Annotated in this window: 17 protein-coding genes, 1 tRNA gene and 1 other RNA gene; 15 read left to right on the forward strand and 4 right to left on the reverse strand. The window is 72.2% G+C overall.

Going from position 1 to position 16,454, the window contains the following annotated elements; genetic code table 11:
* Positions 1-99 precede the first annotated feature (99 nt).
* The 5 genes from smpB (at position 100) to AB0F61_RS02360 (ending at position 3,445) form a co-directional block, all read left to right on the forward strand.
* Positions 100-579, forward strand: coding sequence for an SsrA-binding protein SmpB (gene smpB / locus AB0F61_RS02340; RefSeq protein WP_355028000.1), 480 nt, complete (start codon positions 100-102; stop codon positions 577-579).
* A gap of 105 nt (positions 580-684) precedes the next feature.
* Positions 685-1,060, forward strand: a transfer-messenger RNA (tmRNA) gene (gene ssrA, locus AB0F61_RS02345).
* A 76-nt stretch (positions 1,061-1,136) separates the two neighbouring features.
* Positions 1,137-1,817, forward strand: coding sequence for a hypothetical protein (locus AB0F61_RS02350; protein WP_357802498.1), 681 nt, complete (start codon positions 1,137-1,139; stop codon positions 1,815-1,817).
* 140 nt (positions 1,818-1,957) lie between these two features.
* Positions 1,958-2,446: a hypothetical protein gene (locus AB0F61_RS02355; protein ID WP_357802501.1), complete on the forward strand. Its 489-nt coding sequence runs from the start codon at positions 1,958-1,960 to the stop codon at positions 2,444-2,446.
* Between the two features lie 45 nt (positions 2,447-2,491).
* Complete coding sequence (locus AB0F61_RS02360; protein WP_357802504.1) at positions 2,492-3,445, forward strand: hypothetical protein; 954 nt, start codon at positions 2,492-2,494, stop codon at positions 3,443-3,445.
* Positions 3,446-3,475: 30 nt separating this feature from the next.
* Here the strand turns inward: AB0F61_RS02360 and mdlC are convergent, their stop codons facing one another.
* On the reverse strand, positions 3,476-5,071 hold the full coding sequence (gene mdlC, locus AB0F61_RS02365; protein ID WP_357802506.1) for a benzoylformate decarboxylase: 1,596 nt from the start codon (positions 5,069-5,071) through the stop codon (positions 3,476-3,478).
* A 320-nt stretch (positions 5,072-5,391) separates the two neighbouring features.
* Here mdlC and AB0F61_RS02370 point away from each other — a divergent pair, with 320 nt between their 5' ends.
* Positions 5,392-5,982 (forward strand): YqgE/AlgH family protein, encoded by a 591-nt coding sequence (locus AB0F61_RS02370; protein ID WP_357098712.1) that lies wholly within the window; start codon positions 5,392-5,394, stop codon positions 5,980-5,982.
* 89 nt (positions 5,983-6,071) lie between these two features.
* Positions 6,072-6,144 (forward strand) — tRNA-Ala (locus tag AB0F61_RS02375).
* An 81-nt stretch (positions 6,145-6,225) separates the two neighbouring features.
* On the opposite strand, the gene AB0F61_RS02380 is transcribed toward AB0F61_RS02375, so the two are convergent.
* Together AB0F61_RS02380 and AB0F61_RS02385 are read right to left on the reverse strand one after the other, a co-directional pair.
* Positions 6,226-6,486 (reverse strand): YciI family protein, encoded by a 261-nt coding sequence (locus AB0F61_RS02380; RefSeq protein ID WP_357802507.1) that lies wholly within the window; start codon positions 6,484-6,486, stop codon positions 6,226-6,228.
* A 201-nt stretch (positions 6,487-6,687) separates the two neighbouring features.
* Positions 6,688-6,810, reverse strand: a complete 123-nt coding sequence (locus tag AB0F61_RS02385) for a 50S ribosomal protein L36 (protein ID WP_030490864.1) — start codon at positions 6,808-6,810, stop codon at positions 6,688-6,690.
* A gap of 144 nt (positions 6,811-6,954) precedes the next feature.
* Here AB0F61_RS02385 and AB0F61_RS02390 point away from each other — a divergent pair, with 144 nt between their 5' ends.
* Entirely contained in the window at positions 6,955-7,875 is a 921-nt protein-coding gene (locus AB0F61_RS02390) for a lytic polysaccharide monooxygenase (RefSeq protein WP_357802508.1), read from the forward strand.
* A 19-nt stretch (positions 7,876-7,894) separates the two neighbouring features.
* Here the strand turns inward: AB0F61_RS02390 and mgrA are convergent, their stop codons facing one another.
* The gene (gene mgrA, locus AB0F61_RS02395) at positions 7,895-8,890 is read right to left on the reverse strand and encodes an L-glyceraldehyde 3-phosphate reductase (RefSeq protein ID WP_357802509.1); all 996 of its coding nucleotides are present in this window, start codon (positions 8,888-8,890) and stop codon (positions 7,895-7,897) included.
* A gap of 70 nt (positions 8,891-8,960) precedes the next feature.
* Here mgrA and AB0F61_RS02400 point away from each other — a divergent pair, with 70 nt between their 5' ends.
* The 7 genes from AB0F61_RS02400 to AB0F61_RS02430 are packed head-to-tail and all read left to right on the forward strand — an operon-like array spanning position 8,961 to position 16,348.
* Positions 8,961-9,941 (forward strand): aldo/keto reductase, encoded by a 981-nt coding sequence (locus AB0F61_RS02400; RefSeq protein WP_357802510.1) that lies wholly within the window; start codon positions 8,961-8,963, stop codon positions 9,939-9,941.
* Positions 9,938-10,444 carry a hemerythrin domain-containing protein gene (locus AB0F61_RS02405; RefSeq protein ID WP_357802511.1) on the forward strand — a complete coding sequence of 169 codons (507 nt, stop codon included), beginning with the start codon at positions 9,938-9,940 and terminating at the stop codon, positions 10,442-10,444. Before AB0F61_RS02400 ends, AB0F61_RS02405 begins: the two co-directional genes overlap by 4 nt.
* A gap of 55 nt (positions 10,445-10,499) precedes the next feature.
* The gene (locus AB0F61_RS02410) at positions 10,500-11,744 is read left to right on the forward strand and encodes a histidine kinase (RefSeq protein WP_357802513.1); all 1,245 of its coding nucleotides are present in this window, start codon (positions 10,500-10,502) and stop codon (positions 11,742-11,744) included.
* Positions 11,741-12,391 carry a response regulator transcription factor gene (locus AB0F61_RS02415; protein ID WP_357802515.1) on the forward strand — a complete coding sequence of 217 codons (651 nt, stop codon included), beginning with the start codon at positions 11,741-11,743 and terminating at the stop codon, positions 12,389-12,391. The genes AB0F61_RS02410 and AB0F61_RS02415 overlap by 4 nt, the downstream gene beginning before the upstream one ends.
* Before the next feature lie 48 nt (positions 12,392-12,439).
* Entirely contained in the window at positions 12,440-13,900 is a 1,461-nt protein-coding gene (locus AB0F61_RS02420) for a sigma 54-interacting transcriptional regulator (RefSeq protein ID WP_357802517.1), read from the forward strand.
* Between the two features lie 2 nt (positions 13,901-13,902).
* Positions 13,903-15,855, forward strand: coding sequence for a VWA domain-containing protein (locus tag AB0F61_RS02425; protein ID WP_357802518.1), 1,953 nt, complete (start codon positions 13,903-13,905; stop codon positions 15,853-15,855).
* Positions 15,856-15,883: 28 nt separating this feature from the next.
* Entirely contained in the window at positions 15,884-16,348 is a 465-nt protein-coding gene (locus AB0F61_RS02430; protein WP_357802519.1) for a hypothetical protein, read from the forward strand.
* Positions 16,349-16,454: the final 106 nt, after the last annotated feature.

The following is a 16,454-nucleotide window of genomic DNA, read 5'->3' on the forward strand; positions in this document are numbered from 1 at the left end:
AAACGGCGCGGGAGGGTTCTTGTCATTCAGGTAGCATGATCGGTTGTCCGGCCGAGGTGAGTTCGGTGCGCGGACAGCTCAGGAGAGGGGGTGGCACCGATGCCACGGGAAAAGGGGCGCAAGGTGGTCGCCTCCAACAAGAAGGCACGCCACGACTACGCCATCCTCGACACGTACGAGGCCGGCATGGCACTGACCGGTACCGAGGTCAAGTCGCTGCGGGCCGGGCGAGCGTCGCTTGTCGACGCGTTCGCCCAGGAGCGTGACGGCGAGCTGTTCCTGCACGCCATGCACATTCCGGAGTACACCCAGGGCACCTGGACCAACCACGAGCCCCGGCGTACCCGCAAGCTGCTGCTCAACCGGGGTGAGATCGACAAGCTCGTCGGCAAGACCCGTGAGGGCGGTCTGACGATTGTTCCGTTGCAGGTCTACTTCTCCGACGGCTGGGCCAAGGTCGAGATCGCCCTGGCCAAGGGCAAGAAGTCGTACGACAAGCGTCAGGACCTCGCCAAGCGGGACGCGGACCGGGAGATCGCCCGGGTGTCCGGTCGGCGCGGCAAGGGGATGGACGAGTAGATTGTCCCGTTTGCCCGGGTCGGCGCGCCGGCCCGGGGCCTCGGGATGAAAGCCGTTGCGGCAGGCGTTAGGCTTGTCAGTGCCACCACATCGGTGGCCTGTCGAGGGGGTGACTGGTTTCGACTTCGTACGCAGCGACAGGGGAAGCGAGCCGAGGAAGCCGACGTCGTCTCGAGAATCGGTCGTCGGAACTTTATAAGCGCCAATCACCAACGCGCTGACTTCGCTCTCGCCGCCTGAGGCGAGTAGCTAAGTCTGTCGGTCTGGGAACGCCTTCGTCCCAGTAGCCGGCATCAGCTAGGAGGCTGGCCAACCGGACCCGGTCGCGGGGTCCGTGCGGCGAGATTAATCAGCGACTGGGCCCGTCACACCAACTTGCTCGCGTGAGCGGTGGGGCCGAGTAGAGGCACAGCGAGCTGCGCTCGGAGAAGCCCTGACAAACCGGCGAAGGACCCGGGTTCGATTCCCGGCACCTCCACCACCTCGAGCGAAGCGCCCCGGCCCACCGGCCGGGGCGCTTCGTCGTGTGCGGGCCAGCGGCCCCTACGCTGCCCCCTGTGATGAATCAGGAGCTGCGCCTGTCGGTCGGCGCCTCACCGTCGCAGCGCACCTGGGCGGTGGTGGTGGGCGTCTTCGTCGCGGCCGTCGGAACGGTGTTCGTGGTGCTGCCGCTGGTCGGCGGCGGGCTGCTGACCCGGCTGTCCGGCCCGGGTGACCCGTTCTCCTCCTACGAGGAGGCTCGCGACCTGCCGCCGGGGATGCTGCCACCCGCGCTGCGGGACGCCGACGGTAACGCCGGACAGGCCGGGCTGAGCCCGTTCATCGGGCTCTGCGGCCTGCCGTTCGTCCTGCTCAGCATCTACCTGGTGCTGCGGGTGCTCCGCACTGCCGCCTGGCTGGAGGGCAGCCACGTCCGGGTCCGGGGCGCGTTTCGGACGCGTGGCGTCGACCTCTCCACCGCCCGGATCGACGCCGCGCCGCTGTCGTACCGCGAGGCGGACGACGACCGTTCGGCGGGCGGGCAGCGGGCGCCCGCCATCGTCGCGACCGACCACGCTGACGGACGGCGACTCACCATCGCGTTGCACGGCATGGGGCTGACCAGCCTGCCACCGTCCGAGTTGCGCGCGCTTGCCGACGCCATCACGACGGGCCGACCCGAGGACGGTCGGGACGGCGACGCGCACGCCGTCGCCCGCCAACTGCGCCGCCTGGCGGAAACCCCCCAGCTCGGCTGAGCGGCGCTGTCCGTTCCCACTGGGACCTGCGGGACTGCTGGGACCAATGGGACAGATGAGGACTTCCCGGGGCCTTTACAGGCCGGGTCGGGCGGGCTCACCATCGCGGTATGGGGTAGCAGCGCAGCGCGGGAGGTGCCATGGTCACCGGTCCGGTCCAGCAGTCGTCACTCGTCGCCCGGCCGTCCGCCACACCGCGCCATCCCATCGGGCTGCCCGGTGAGCCACGTCCGGCCGGGCTGGCCGGGGACGTCCACGCGTTCGGCCGGGCCGTCACCGTGCCCCCCACCGAGCCGCGCTGGCGGGAACAGGTCCTGCTCCGGCTGCGCCCGGTGGGGCAGGGGTTCGCCGAGCACGTCCGCGTCACCGAGGGCCCGGCCGGGCTCTACCGGGAGCTGCTCACCCAGTCGCCACGGCTGCACCACGGGGTGCGGTTGCTGACCCGGGAGCACGCGGGGATCATCGCGGCGATCCTCGCCGTGCAGCGGATCGCCGAGCGGCCCGAGGTCGACCCCGACGAGCTGCGGCACCGGGCCGGGCACCTGATGCGGAGGTTGGCCCGGCATCGGCGGCGCGGTGCCGACCTGCTCTGGGAGGCGTACCAGACGGACCTGGGCGGCGAAACCTGAGCGGTCGACGGGAACCGGGGTGTCGACGGCGGCGTCGAACCGTACATGCGTCGACCAGCCCTGCTGCTCGTACTCCCGTTGCTGCTCGTGGCGGGCTGCGCCGCGAACGGCGCAGATCCGGCCGGCGGACCCCGCAGCCCCGCGCACCGCGCGGAGGCGTTCGACAAGCGGGCCGCCGAGGTCGCCGAGGCGTGGCGGCCCAGCCCCGACTGGCGTACCGGGTACGTCCCCCTGGAGGGGCCCACGGTGCTCACCGGTGACCCGCGCTTCACCCCCGACACCGAGGCGGCCTTCCGGGCCGGGTGGTACCGCGCGGAGGTCGCCATACCGCCCACCCGGGTCGGCGGCGAGATCCGCTTCCCGGACGGCCGGCTGACACTGCCGCTGGTCAGCGCCGCCGAGGCCTACCGACAACTGGACCAGGGTGATCCGCTGCCCTGTCCGGGGCGACCGAAGCGGCCCGGCCGGCCGACCCCCGGCGGCCCCTCCGTCGAGCCGGGGCCGGACGGGTGGACCACCAGCGGGGCCCAGACGGCCTGTCTCTCGCTCACCGTCACCGGAGTCACGTTCGGTGCCGTGCCGGTCCGCACGAGCCGGGGCGAGGCGCAGGTCCCGGCCTGGCTGTTCACCATCAGGGAGCTGGCCACGCCGGTGGCCCGGCTCGCCGTCGCGCCGACCGCGGTGACGCGTCCTCCCGAGTCGACCGGGCCGGCCCGTCCGCTGGCGGACGGTCTGGTGGGTGCCCAAAACCTCCAAGCGGTCGACGGTGCCCGGATGACCGTGGGGCTCGGCGTCGGCGCCTGCGACACCGGCATCACGCCGCTGGTGTGGGAACGGCCGGACGTCGTGGTGGTCGGTGGCAGCATCACCCGGGGCACCGGCATCTGTCCCGCCGTGCTCAAGCTGGAACCGGTCGACGTCACCCTCGCGGCGCCGCTCGGCGCCCGGCCGGTCCTGGACGTCGCCACCGGCGCCCCCCTGTCGATCGCCCCACGTTGACGCGGGCGGCACCGGAGCTGACGGATCGGTTCAGAGGATGCTGGGCACGTCGGTGCTGATCGGCACCGGCAGCACGGTCGGCCGGTCGGCACGCAGCCCGGTGGCGAGCGCCGCGCCGAGCTCGTCGGGCGTCTGGACCACCTCGGTGGCGCAGCCGTAGCCGGCCGCGATCGCGACGATGTCCAACCCCGGCAGGTCCAGGCCGGGCACCCCGGGAGTGTGCTTCAGCTCGGCGAACGCCTTGAGGATCGCGTACTGCTTGTTGACCGGGACGACGACCACCAGCGGCAGTGCGAGACGCGCGGCGGTCCACAACGCCTGCACCGAGTAGTGGAACGAGCCGTCGCCGATGACCGCCACCACCGGACGGCCGCGGCCGGTGTCCCGTTCGGCGAGTGCCACCCCGATCGCGGCCGGCAGGCCGTAGCCGAGGCCGCCGCTGGCCATCGTGAAGTACGACGCCGGGCGGCGGATCCGCAACTGCCGGCGCAGTGCGGACAGATTGGACGGTGACTCCTGCACCAGCACGCCGTCCGCCGGCCAGTGCGCGGCCAGCCCGGCGAACAGGGCGTCGGCGCTGAGCGGGGCGGTGATCTCCGGCGGGGTCGGTGCGTCCCGGGGTGCGGGCGGTGGCCGGTCGGCCGGCGGCATCCGGTCCACAAGCGCGGTCAGGGTCAGCCCCGGGTCGCCGAGCAGGCTGTCCCCGACCGGGGCGCGCGCGGCCTCGTCGGGGTCGTCCGTGACGTGCAGCAGCCGGGTGCCGTCCGGTAGGTGCCCGCCCGGCACGTACGGGTAGTAGCGGAACACCGGAGCGCCGACGACAAGCACCGTGTCGTGGCCGCGCAGCGCCTCGGCGAGGGGACCGATCGCGTACGGGAGCACCCCCCGGAAGTGCGGGTGGTCCTCCGGGAACACGGCGCGTTCGGGTGCGGGAGCCGACCAGACCGGTGCGGCCAGCCGCTCGGCCAGCGCGACAGCGGTCGGCCAGCCACCGGAGCGGTCCACCCCCGGCCCGTACACCAGCACCGGGTTGTCGCTGCCGGCCAGGATCCGGACGAACTCGTCGAGCCGCTGCGGGTCCGGCGCGAACCGGGTCGCCACCGTTCGCGGTGCGGGCAGTGGGTCGGCCGGCTGGGCCCAGTCGTCCATCGGCAGGGAGAGGAAGACCGGCCCGGCTGGTGGCTGCACAGCCGTCGCGTACGCCCGCAGCACCGCCGCTGGGATGTCCTGCGCCCGCGCCGGCTCGTAGGCCCACTTGACGTACGGCTGCGGAAGCTCGGTGGGCCGCCGGCTGGTCAGCCGAGGTTCGAGCAGCAGCATCTCCCGGGTCTGCTGGCCGGCCGTGACGACAAGCGGGGTCTTGTTGTGCCAGGCGGTCACCAGGTTGCCCATGCCGTTGCCGGTGCCCGGGGCGGTGTGCAGGTTGACGTGGGCGGCTGTCCCGCGGGCCTGGGCGTAGCCGTCGGCCATCGCGACCGCCGTCGCCTCCTGCAGGGCGTGGACGTAGTGGAAGTCGGCGGGAAAGTCCTTGAGGAACGGTTCCTCCGTCGAGCCGGGGTTGCCGAAGACGGTGGTCATGCCGAGGGTGCGGAGCACGTCGTACGTCGCGTCCCGGACCGTTGCCATCGCCACCCGCCTCCGTGTCGCGGGAGGGACGACAGCAGTCGTCCCTCCCGATCAGCCGAATCTATCGGGATGGGACGGACCTTTCGGGTGTTTCCCGCGGGCTCATCCAGCCGGCCGCGCCCGTACCTGGTCAGGGCATCGGCACGAACAGGGAGCTGTCTTAACTGTCTGATCACCTGCCGGTCAGCCCTTAGCCAGCGCCCGGGTCGCAGGCTATGGTGCCAGGCATGGCGTTGACAGCACGGCTGATCTCGATGCACCGGGCGGATCCGGCAGATGACCGATCCCTGGCGCGGGCTCACGGTTGACGGGTGTGTGGGATGCAGGGAGAGGGTCAGGCGATCGGCGGACGAGCGATGGAGTCGATGACGGGGCGGCTACTGGTCGCGACTCCGGCGCTCAAGGACCCGAACTTCGACCGTACGGTGGTGCTGCTTGTCGCCCACGAGCCGGGCGGTGCGCTCGGCGTGGTGCTGAACCGGGCCACCGAGGTGCCGGTGGCCGAGGTGCTCGGCGACTGGAGCGATCTGGCCCGCTACCCGGCGGTGCTCTTCGAGGGTGGGCCGGTGCAGCCTGACTCGGCCATCTGCCTGGCCCGCATGCGGCACCCGATGCGCCGGCTGAAGGGCTTCCACCAGGTCTCCGGAGCGGTCGGCACGATCGACCTCTCGGTCGACCCGGAGCGGCTGCGGGAGAGCATCGGTGGCATCCGTGTCTTCGCCGGCTACTCGGGCTGGGGCAGCGGTCAACTGGAGCAGGAGATCGCCGACGGCTCCTGGTTCGTGCTGGACGGGCTGCCCGGTGACGCCTTCGTCGACAGGCCCGACGACCTGTGGCCGATGGTGCTGCGCCGCCAGGGCGGAATGATGGCCGCGGTCGCCCACTTCCCGCCGGACGTCGCGCTCAACTGACCCGCCCCGGGCGGGGGACCCCGCGAGATGACCATGCGGGCCGGTCTGTGTATAGTTTCCCAGTGCCCGGGCGACCGGGACGACAGCAAGGGGCCGTGGCGCAGCTGGTAGCGCACCACACTGGCAGTGTGGGGGTCAGGGGTTCGAGTCCCCTCGGCTCCACCTTGCGAACGTAGGGCAGCGGCCCGGTCGGTGATCATCGACCGGGCCGCTTTCTTTCGTCCACACCCGGTCGTGGGCGGCCTAGCGGACGATCGGTGACCACTCCCGCTGGCTGGCGATCGTCACCCCCGGGGTGCGGTAATAAGGGTCCTCGGCGACGATCGCGGCGAACGCCTCGGCGTCCGGGACGTCGAAGATCAGCAGCGCGCCGGAGTCGTCGGCGAACGGCCCGGCCATGGCCAGGCGGCCCTCCTGATGCAGGGCCTGGAGACGTTCCCGGTGCGCGGGCCGAGCGGCAAGCCGGTCGGGTTCGTCGCCGAAGGACAGCTCCAAGATGAACACGGGTTCCTCCTCGTCGGGGCGGTCTTCCGGAGCACCCTAGTCGATGCGCTGTGCCATCCACCGCCGTGCGGGAGGCGTCCGTCGCAGGGGCCACGCGGGCCACGACAGTCGAGGAGACCGCGCGACCGGGAACGAAAGAACGCCCCGACCGGAAGCGACCCGGTCGGGGCGTGTATTGCAATATGTCCGATAAGGGGGTTATCAGCCCTGGCGGCTCTTCCACTGCGGGTTCGCGCGGTTCACCACGACCACCCGGCCACGACGGCGGACCACCACCGAACCCGGCTTCTGCTTCAGTGCACGCAACGAGCTACGTACCTTCATGTCTGCCTCCTCGGTTCCAGCGGTTCCGAGTATCGAAACGCCGCACCCACCCCCGGGATTCCCGCCGCCCTAGAACGGTGACCAGAGGCCGACGTCGAACCTTTGCCGTCCGCCGCCCGTACCAGTGGGCAGGAGGTCAACCTCATGACCGTACGCCGGCTCCTCGCCACGGTGCTCGTCGCTGCCGCGACCGTGCCGTTGGCCGCCACACCCGCCGCCGCGCACGGCGCCCCGACCGACCCGATCAGCCGGGCGGCTGCCTGCGGACCCGAGGGCCGGTACGCGGCCACCGCCGCCTGCCAGGCCGCCGTCGAAGCGGGCGCGGCAGTGCGGGAATGGGACAACGTGCGGGTCGCCGCGATCAACGGGCGGGACCGGGAGCGGATCCCGGACGGTGAGCTGTGCAGCGGCGGGCTGTCCGCGTACCGAGGGCTTGACCTGCCCCGCACCGACTGGCCGGCCACCGCCCTGACGGCGGGCGCGAAGTTCACCTTCCGGTACCGGACCACGATCGAGCACCGGGGCACCTTCCGGCTCTACGTCACCAGGCCCGGGTACGACCCGAAGAAGTCGCTGACCTGGTCGGACCTGGAAACACGCCCGTTCTTGACGCTTACCGACCCGCCGGTGCGGGCCGGGGCATACCAGTTGCCGGGTCGACTGCCGGCCGGCCGTGCGGGCCGCCACCTGATCTACACGATCTGGCAGAACTCCAACACGCCCGACACCTACTACTCCTGCTCGGATGTGGTGTTCCCCGACGCCAAGGCCAAGGCCACCCCGTCGAAGGCCGCCGCGACGAAGGCGGGTGCGGCTGCGCCGCGTACCGCGGCGAGCCGGCCGGCCGCCACCGACACGGCGGTGGCGGCGGCGGCCGACCCGGGCGTGCCGGTGGCGTCGGTGACCGACCTCGGCGGGCGTTGGCCGGTGCTGGCTGGTGCCGCCGTCGTGCTGCTCCTGGTGCTCCTTGTCGGCGCGGGCCGGCGACGCCGCACCGCGGAGGCCCCGGTCGGCCGCCAGTGCGAGGTACGCAACCACCGCGTCGGGCGGCGCCGGATCTGGTGACCGGCGCCGCCCGCGCCGGTCAGCCCAGCAGGCCGTCGATCTCGGTCAGCTCCTCGGCGGTGAAGTCGAGGTTGTCCAGCGCGGCGATGTTCGTCTCCAGTTGCCCGACGCTGCTCGCCCCGATGATCAGGCTGGTCATCCGTGGATCACGCAACGCCCAGGCGAGCGCGAGCTGGGCCAGCGACTGGCCGCGCCGCTCGGCGACCGCGCCCAGCCCCCGGATGGTGGCCATCTTCTCCTCGCCGAGGTCGCTCTCGTTGAGGAAGACACTGGTGCGCACCCGCGAGTCGGCCGGGATGCCACCCAGGTAACGGTCGGTCAGCAGGCCCTGGGCCAGCGGGCTGTACGCGATGCAACCCGCCCCGACCTGCTCCAGCGTGTCGAGCAGGCCGTCGGACTCGGTCCACCGGTTGAGCATCGAGTACGACGGCTGGTTGATCAGCAGCGGTGTGCCCAGGTCGCGCAGGATCGCGGCGGCCCGTGCGGTCTGCTCCGAGTTGTAGTTCGAGATGCCCACGTAGAGCGCCTTGCCGGAGCGGACGATGGCGTCCAGCGCGCCCATCGTCTCCTCCAGCGGGGTGTCCGGGTCGAACCGGTGCGAGTAGAAGATGTCGACGTAGTCGAGCCCCATCCGACCCAGCGACTGGTCCAGCGACGAGATCAGGTTCTTCCGCGAGCCCCACTCGCCGTACGGGCCGGGCCACATCAGGTAGCCGGCCTTGCTGGAGATGACCAGCTCGTCCCGGTACGCCCGCAGGTCGGTGGCGAGCATCCGGCCGAAGTTCTCCTCAGCCGAACCGGGCGGCGGGCCGTAGTTGTTCGCCAGGTCGAAGTGGGTGACGCCCAGGTCGAAGGCGCGCCGGACGATGTCGCGCTGCCTGTCGAACGGGCGGTCCGGGCCGAAGTTGTGCCACAGCCCGAGGGAGACGGCGGGCAGTCGCAGGCCACTGCGTCCGCTGCGCCGGTAGGTCATGGTGTCGTAGCGGTCATCCGCGGCGAGGTAGGTCACGATCATGAGCGTAGCTCCGGCCCGTGGTACCCCGGATCAGGCGTGCGAATCGGGACAGCGGGGTAGTTTCGACGCCATGCGGTTCATCGCCCTCGACACTCCCAAACCGTTGTCCAGGATCGGGTTGGGCACCTGGCAGTTCGGCTCCCGGGAGTGGGGCTACGGCCCGGGCTTCGAGCAGCGGGCGGCGCAGATCGTCCGACGGGCCGTCGAACTGGGCGTGACCGTCTTCGACACCGCGGAGATCTACGGCTTCGGGCGCAGCGAGCGGATCCTCGGCGCGGCGCTCGGCGACGACCGGGCCAAGGTCGTGGTCGCCAGCAAGATCCTCCCGGTCCTGCCGGTGGCGGCGGTGGTGCAGCAACGGGCGGTCGCCTCGGCGGCCCGGCTCGGTGTCACCAGCATCGACCTCTACCAGGTGCACCAACCCAACCCGCTCGTCGCCGACCACACCACCATGCGCGGCATGCGGGTGTTGCAGGACGTCGGGCTGGTCGGCGAGGTCGGGGTGAGCAACTACGGGCTGCGCCGCTGGCAGGTCGCCGAGGCGGCGCTCGGCCGGCGGGTGCTCAGCAACCAGGTCCGCTACAGCATGCTCGACCGCGCCCCCGAGCAGGACCTGCTGCCGTACGCCCGGCAGGCCGGGCGGGTGGTCATCGCGTACAGCCCGCTGGCGCAGGGCTTCCTCGCCGGCCGGTACGACGCGCGGAACCCGCCGAGCGGCGCGGTACGGCGGGCCAACCCGTACTTCCTGCCGGAGAACCTGGAACGTGGCGCGGTCCTGATCGACACGCTGCGCCAGGTGGCCGACGCCCACGACGCCACCCCCGGCCAGATCGCGCTCGCCTACCTGCTGCACCACCCGAACGTGCTCGCCATCCCCGGGGCCTCCGGGGTGGAGCAGATGGAACGCAACGCCGCCGCAGCGGACATCGACCTCGCCGACGACGAGTACGCGGCACTGGCCGAGGCCGCGAAACGCTTCCGACCGGTCACCGGACTCGCCGCGATGCCCCGCATGCTGCGTGCCCGGTTCGCCGGTCCAACGGGAAAGTGAGCACAGTGGACGACATCACCGCACTGATCCTGGACGACCACGCCGCCTTCCGGCGCGGCTTCGCCCGCCTCGACGACGCCCGCGACGAGCAGGAGTTGCTCGCCGTCTGGGACGCCCTCGCCCTGCACCTGGACATCCACGCCGAGGCGGAGGAGGCGATCCTCTACCCGCACCTGGTCAAGCACGGCGACGACGGCGAGGACGAGACCGCCGACGCGATCGGCGACCACAACAAGATCCGCGACGCCATCGCCGAGGCGAAGCTGCACCCGGTCGGCTCGCAGCAGTGGTGGGCGGCGGTCGGCACGGCCCGCCGGGAGAACAGCGAACACCTCGCCGAGGAAGAGGACGAGGCGCTGCCCGACTTCCGCCGGCACGCCAGCACCGAACTCCGCGCCGAGCTGGGCCAGCGCTGGCTCACCTTCTACGGCGAGCACAAGAACGGCCGCAACCTTCCGTTCCGCGACAAGGACCCGCAGCAGTACGTGGCCGACCACCGCTGAGATCTCCCCGGTGCGGGGGATTCGCGGTAACCGATTCCCGCCGCAGAATGACGAGGTGACCCTCCGAACGGTGCTGGCCCCGCTGGTCGCCGGCACCACCTGGCGACGCGGCGTGTTCCTGCTGCTCGGCGGAGTGTTGGCGCTGCCGTACGGGCTGCTCGCGGTGACCTTCGCCCAACTGCTCGGCGACTCGGAGATTCCCCGCTCACTGTCGTACGCGCTGCTGGTGATCGCGGCGCTGATCGCCGTGGTGCCGCTGCTGCTGGACGGCAGCCGGGCCCTGGAGATCGCCGCCGTGCGGGGGTTGCTCGGCGTCGACCTGCCGGAGCCGGCGCTGGGGCATCGCGGCGACCGGGAAACCCGACTGCGCAGCGCGCTCTGGATCGCCACCCATCTCATCGTGGGCGCGCTGGTGATGATCGCGCTCGTCAGCGCCCTGCCGATGGCGCTGGCCTTCATCGCCCAACAGTTCGGCGTCGGCAGCGAGCTGACCAGTCAGGAACGGTTCGGGCCACTGGACGGACGCGACAGCGGTTGGCTGACCGTGACCGGGGTGGCGATGCTCGTCGGCCTCGGGTACGCCGTCGCGGGGCTCGGCGCGCTTGCCGGTTCGATGGCGCCGGTGCTGCTCGGCCCCGCGCAGGCGGAGCGGATCGCGGCCCTGGAGGCGCAGGCCGCCCGGCTCGCCGAACGCAACCGGCTGGCCCGGGAACTGCACGACTCGATCGGTCACGCGCTGACCGTGGCCACCCTCCAGGCCGGGGCGGCCCGCGAGGTCCTCGACACCGACCGGGAGTTCGTCAGGCGGGCGCTCAGCGCCATCGAGGAGACCGGACGAACCGCGATGGACGAGCTGGACCACGTGCTCGGGCTGCTCCGCGAGACCGGAAACGACCGCCGGGTGGTGGCGCCGCAGCGTACCCTCGCCGACCTGGACCGGTTGGTCACCGACGCCCGCGCGGCCGGGCTGGCGGTGCACGCACACCGCGTCGGCGACCCGACGCGGGTGCCCGCGGCGGTCTCCCGGGAGGGCTACCGGATCGTCCAGGAAGGTCTGACGAACGCCGCCCGGTACGGCCACGGGCCGGTGACGCTGCGGCTCGACCTGCACCCGGAAGCGCTGGAGTTGGAGCTGGTGAACGCGGTGGACCGTCCCCGACGGGCCGACCTGGGTCGGCGCGGCCGAGGACTGGACGGAATGCGCGAGCGGGTGCTGCTGCTCGGCGGCCGGATCACCGTGGGCCCCGACGGCGACCGCTGGCTGATCCGGGCCCGTCTGCCGTACGAGGAGGCGACATGACCACAGGCGTGCTGATCGTCGACGACGACGAGTTGATCCGGGTGGGGCTGCGAGCCATCATCGATGCCCAACCCGACCTGCGGGTGCTCGCCGAAGCCGCCGACGGCGCCGAGGTGCCACCGCTTGTCGCCCGGCACCGGCCGGACGTGGTGCTGATGGATGTGCGGATGCCGAGCATCGACGGCATCCAGGCCACCCGGCACCTGCTTGCCACCTCCGCCGACCCGCCCCGGGTGCTCGTGGTCACCACGTTCGCCAACGACGAGTACGTCTACGAGGCGTTGCGCGCCGGAGCTTCGGGTTTCCTGCTCAAACGGGCCAGGCCCGCCGAGGTGGTGGAGGCGGTCCGGGTGGTCGCCGCGGGTGAGTCGCTGCTCTTCCCGGCCGCGATCCGTCAGCTCGTCGGGGCGTACGGGCCGGTGGGGGGCGATCGGCTGCGCGCCGCCCGGCTCACCGAGCGGGAGGCCGAGGTGCTGCGGTTGATGACCACCGGCCGGTCCAACCCGGAGATCGCCGCCCACCTGGTGGTGGGGGTGGAGACCGTCAAGACGCACGTCGGCAACGTGCTGGCCAAGCTGGGCGCCCGGGACCGCACCCAGGCGGTCATCGCCGCCTACGAGTCCGGCTTCGTCACCCCGTCCGGCTGATCGGTCCCTCCCCTGATGCCCGGGGCACCCGCGCGAAGGTGAGCTAGCGTGGGTCGGGTGACTGCGCCTAACCCGGTAAACCCGGTTCCACCGGCCGACCTGCCCGGCACGCTCGGCGCGCTTCGGGCAGCCGGTCACCAGTACCGCACCGTCAAGCAGGAACTCCGTGACAACCTCCTCGCCCGGATGCGCTCGGGCGAGGCCCGTTTCCCCGGCATCGTCGGCTACGACGACAGCGTGTTGCCCGAGGTCGAGCGGGCCCTGCTCGCCGGGCACGACATGGTGCTGCTCGGTGAGCGCGGCCAGGGCAAGACCCGACTGATCCGCGCGCTCGGCGCGCTGCTCGACGAGTGGACCCCGGTCATCGTGGGTTCGGTGCTCAACGAGCACCCCCTGCACCCGCTCACCCCCGCGTCCCGCGCCCAGGTCGCCGAGGCCGGCGACGACCTGCCGATCGGCTGGCTGCACCGCTCGATGCGCTACGGCGAGAAGCTCGCCACCCCGGACACCAGCGTCGGCGACCTGATCGGGGACGTCGACCCGATCCGGATCGCCCAGGGCCGCACCCTCGGCGACCCGGAGACCATTCACTTCGGGCTGGTGCCGCGCACCAACCGGGGCATCTTCGCCGTCAACGAGCTGCCCGACCTGGCCGAACGCATCCAGGTGGCCCTGCTCAACGTCCTGGAGGAGCGGGACATCCAGGTCCGTGGCTACCAGCTCCGGCTGCCGCTGGACCTGCTCCTGGTGGCCAGCGCCAACCCGGACGACTACACGAACCGGGGCCGGATCATCACTCCGCTCAAGGACCGGTTCGGCGCGGAGATCCGTACCCACTACCCGGTCGACCTGGAGTTGGAGCTGGCGTTGATCCGGCAGGAGGCCGAATTGGTCGCCGCCGTACCGGAGCACGTCCTGGAGGTGCTGGCCCGCTTCGCCCGCGCGGTCCGGGAGTCGCCGTCGGTGGACCCGCGCTCGGGTGTCTCCGCCCGGTTCGCGATCGCCGCCGCCGAGACGGTCGCCGGTGCCGCGCTGCGCCGTGCCGGCCTGCTCGCCGCGACCAGCACCGGGCAGGACCGCCCCGAGGCCGCGGTGGCCCGGGTCGGCGACGCGGTGTCGGTGACCAGCACGCTGCGCGGCAAGGTGGAGTTCGAGTCCGGCGAGGAGGGGCGGGAGATCGAGATCCTCGCCCACCTGCTGCGGACCGCGACCGCCGAGACGTTCCGGGCGCACCTGGCCGGGTTGGACCTGTCCGGGTTCACCGCACTTGTCGAGGACGGCGCGGCGATCGAGACCGGTGAGCTGGTCAGCTCCGCCGAGCTGCTGCGCCAGGTCGGCACGGTGCCCGGCCTGGCGAAGGTCCTCGACCGGCTCGACCTGGGCGACGCGCCCACCCCGGAGGAGGCCGCCGCCGCCGTCGAGTTCGTGCTGGAAGGGCTGCATCTGACCCGCCGGCTGGGCAAGGACGTCACCGACTCGGGGCGCACCGTCTACGGCGGCCGGGGCTGACCATGGCCGGCAACCGGTTTCGGTACGGGCAGTGGACCGGCGGGCCCGACCCGCTGGCGCCCCCGTACGACGTACGCGAAGCTGTCGACCAGGTCGGCGCCGAGGTGCTGGCCGGCGGCAGCCTGCGGGAGGCGCTGCGGGACCTGCTGCGTCGTGGTCCGCAGGGGCGGGGCGGGCTGGACGACCTGGCCGCCCGCGCTCGGCGGCTACGCCGGGAGGCGCTCCGCCGAGGTGACCTGGACGGCGCGGTGACCAGGGCACGGGCCCTGCTCGACCAGGCTCTCGCCGCCGAGCGGGACGAGTTGCGTGGCCGCGACGACGACGGTGCGCGGTTCGCCGAGTCGGTGCTCGACAATCTGCCCCGCTCGACCGCGCGGGCGGTGGAGGAGCTGTCCGGCTACCAGTGGGCCAGCGAGGACGCCCGCCGGTCGTACCAGCAGATCCTCGACCAGCTCCGTGACGACGTGCTCGGTCAGCGCTTCGCCGGGTTGCGCGACGCGGTGCGGGCGTCCGCCGACCCGGCCGCCCAGCAGCGGCTGGCCGAGATGATGGGCGACCTGAACGACCTGTTGGCCCGGCACGGCCGCGCGGAGGACACCACCGACGCGTTCGCCGAGTTCATGCGCCGCCACGGCGACTTCTTCCCGGAGCAGCCGGAGACCGTCGACGAGCTGATCGACGTGCTGGCCCGCCGCTCGGCAGCCGGCGAGCGGCTGATGAACTCGCTCTCCGACCGGCAGCGGGCCGAGTTGGCCGGTCTGATGCAGCAGTCGCTCGGCGACCGTCTCGCGGGGGAGTTGACCGCGCTCGACGCCAACCTGCGGGCGCTGCGCCCGGATCTGCGCTGGGGGCGCGGCGAGCGGGTCCGGGGCGAACAGCCGCTTGGCTACGCCGACGCGGCGGGCGCCCTGGGTGAGATCGGCGAGCTGGACGACCTGCTGGACCAGCTCGACCAGGAGCATCCGGGAGCCACGCTTGACGACGTGGACGTCGACGCGGTCGCCCGCACGCTGGGCCGGGAGGCGGCCGACGACGTGCGCCGGCTGCGGGATCTGGAGCGGGAGCTACGCCGGCAGGGCTGGGTGAGCCGGGACGCGGAGGGGCTCACGCTGAGCCCGAAGGCGCTGCGCCGGCTGGGCGGGACCGCGCTGCGACGGGTCTTCGCCGACCTGACGGCGGGGCCGCGCGGGCAGCACGACCTGCGCTCGGCGGGAGCCGCCGGCGAGGTGAGCGGTGCGTCCAGGCCCTGGGAGTACGGCGACGAGCAACCCCTGGACGTGGTCCGGACGCTGACCCGGGCGGTCCGCCGGGCCGGGCCGACGGTTCCGGTGCAGCTCGCGGTGGACGACTTCGAGGTGGTGGAGACCGAGAAGCGCGCCTCGGCGGCGGTGGTGCTCTGCGTCGACCTGTCGTACTCGATGATCTCGCAGGGTCGTTGGGGGCCGATGAAGCAGACCGCGCTGGCGCTGGCGCACCTCATGGAGACGCGTTTCCCGCAGGACGCCCTGCAGATCGTGGGCTTCGGCCGCGAGGCGATGGCACTGACCCAGCAGGAGTTGGCAGCCGTCGAGCCGGACGGTGAGCAGGGCACGAACCTCCAGCACGCGCTGCGGTTGGCCGGTCGGCACCTGCGCCGGCACCCGGACGCCGAGCCGGTGGTCCTGGTGGTCACCGACGGGGAACCCACGGCCCACCTGGACCCGGACGACGGGGAGGCGCTGTTCCACTGGCCGCCGCTGCCGGAGACGATCGAGGCGACGGTCCGTGAGGTGGACCGGCTGAGTCGCTACGGCGCCACGCTCAACCTGTTCATGCTGGGCGACGATCCGGGCCTGCGGCGCTTCGTCGACGCGGTGGCCCGCCGCAGCCGTGGCCGCATGTTCACGCCGGACACCGACGACCTGGGCGAGTACGTGGTCAGCGACTACCTCCGCTCCCGCCAATCCCGCCGCTAACGTCCCGCCGGGCAGGTTGACTGGGGGCATGGAGAGTGGAGGGCTGCGGCGGGCCTACGACGGGGTGTTCGTCGAGCTTGACGAGGGAGAGTTCGGGACGGCTCCGGAGGGGCAGCTCAGCGCCGAGCAGATCGTCGCGCACCTGGTCGCCAACGACGAGCTGATGATCCAGGCCACCGAGGCGCTGCTGGCCGGTTCGCCGTTCGCCTACTACGAGCTGGAGGAGGACATCCACCGTCCACAGCTCGACGCGCTGGCCGCCGAGCAGGGCGGTCTGCGAGGGCTGACGGCTCTGCTGCACGGCACCAGCGACCGGCTGTGCGGGCTCGTCGACCAGCTCGGCCTGGCGGCGGAGACCCCGGTCGAGACCCACCTGCGCGAGGGCTTCGACCTCATCGTCGACGAGCCGCTGCCCTGGTCTCGCACCCTCGACCTGCACACCCGGGTCCACCTCCCCAAACACCAGGCCCAACTGCACGTCCTGCGCTCCTGATCGCGGCCGTCGACGGTGCGCTGGCCGGTCGCGTGACGCAGCATGGGGCGTCCCGGTCTGTTGAGCGTGATGCCTGTGAGTCATCACGATGCCTCACAGTCATCAC

Origin of the sequence: Micromonospora sp. NPDC023888, assembly GCF_040639415.1 — a bacterium.
Classification (GTDB): Bacteria; Actinomycetota; Actinomycetes; order Mycobacteriales; family Micromonosporaceae; genus Micromonospora.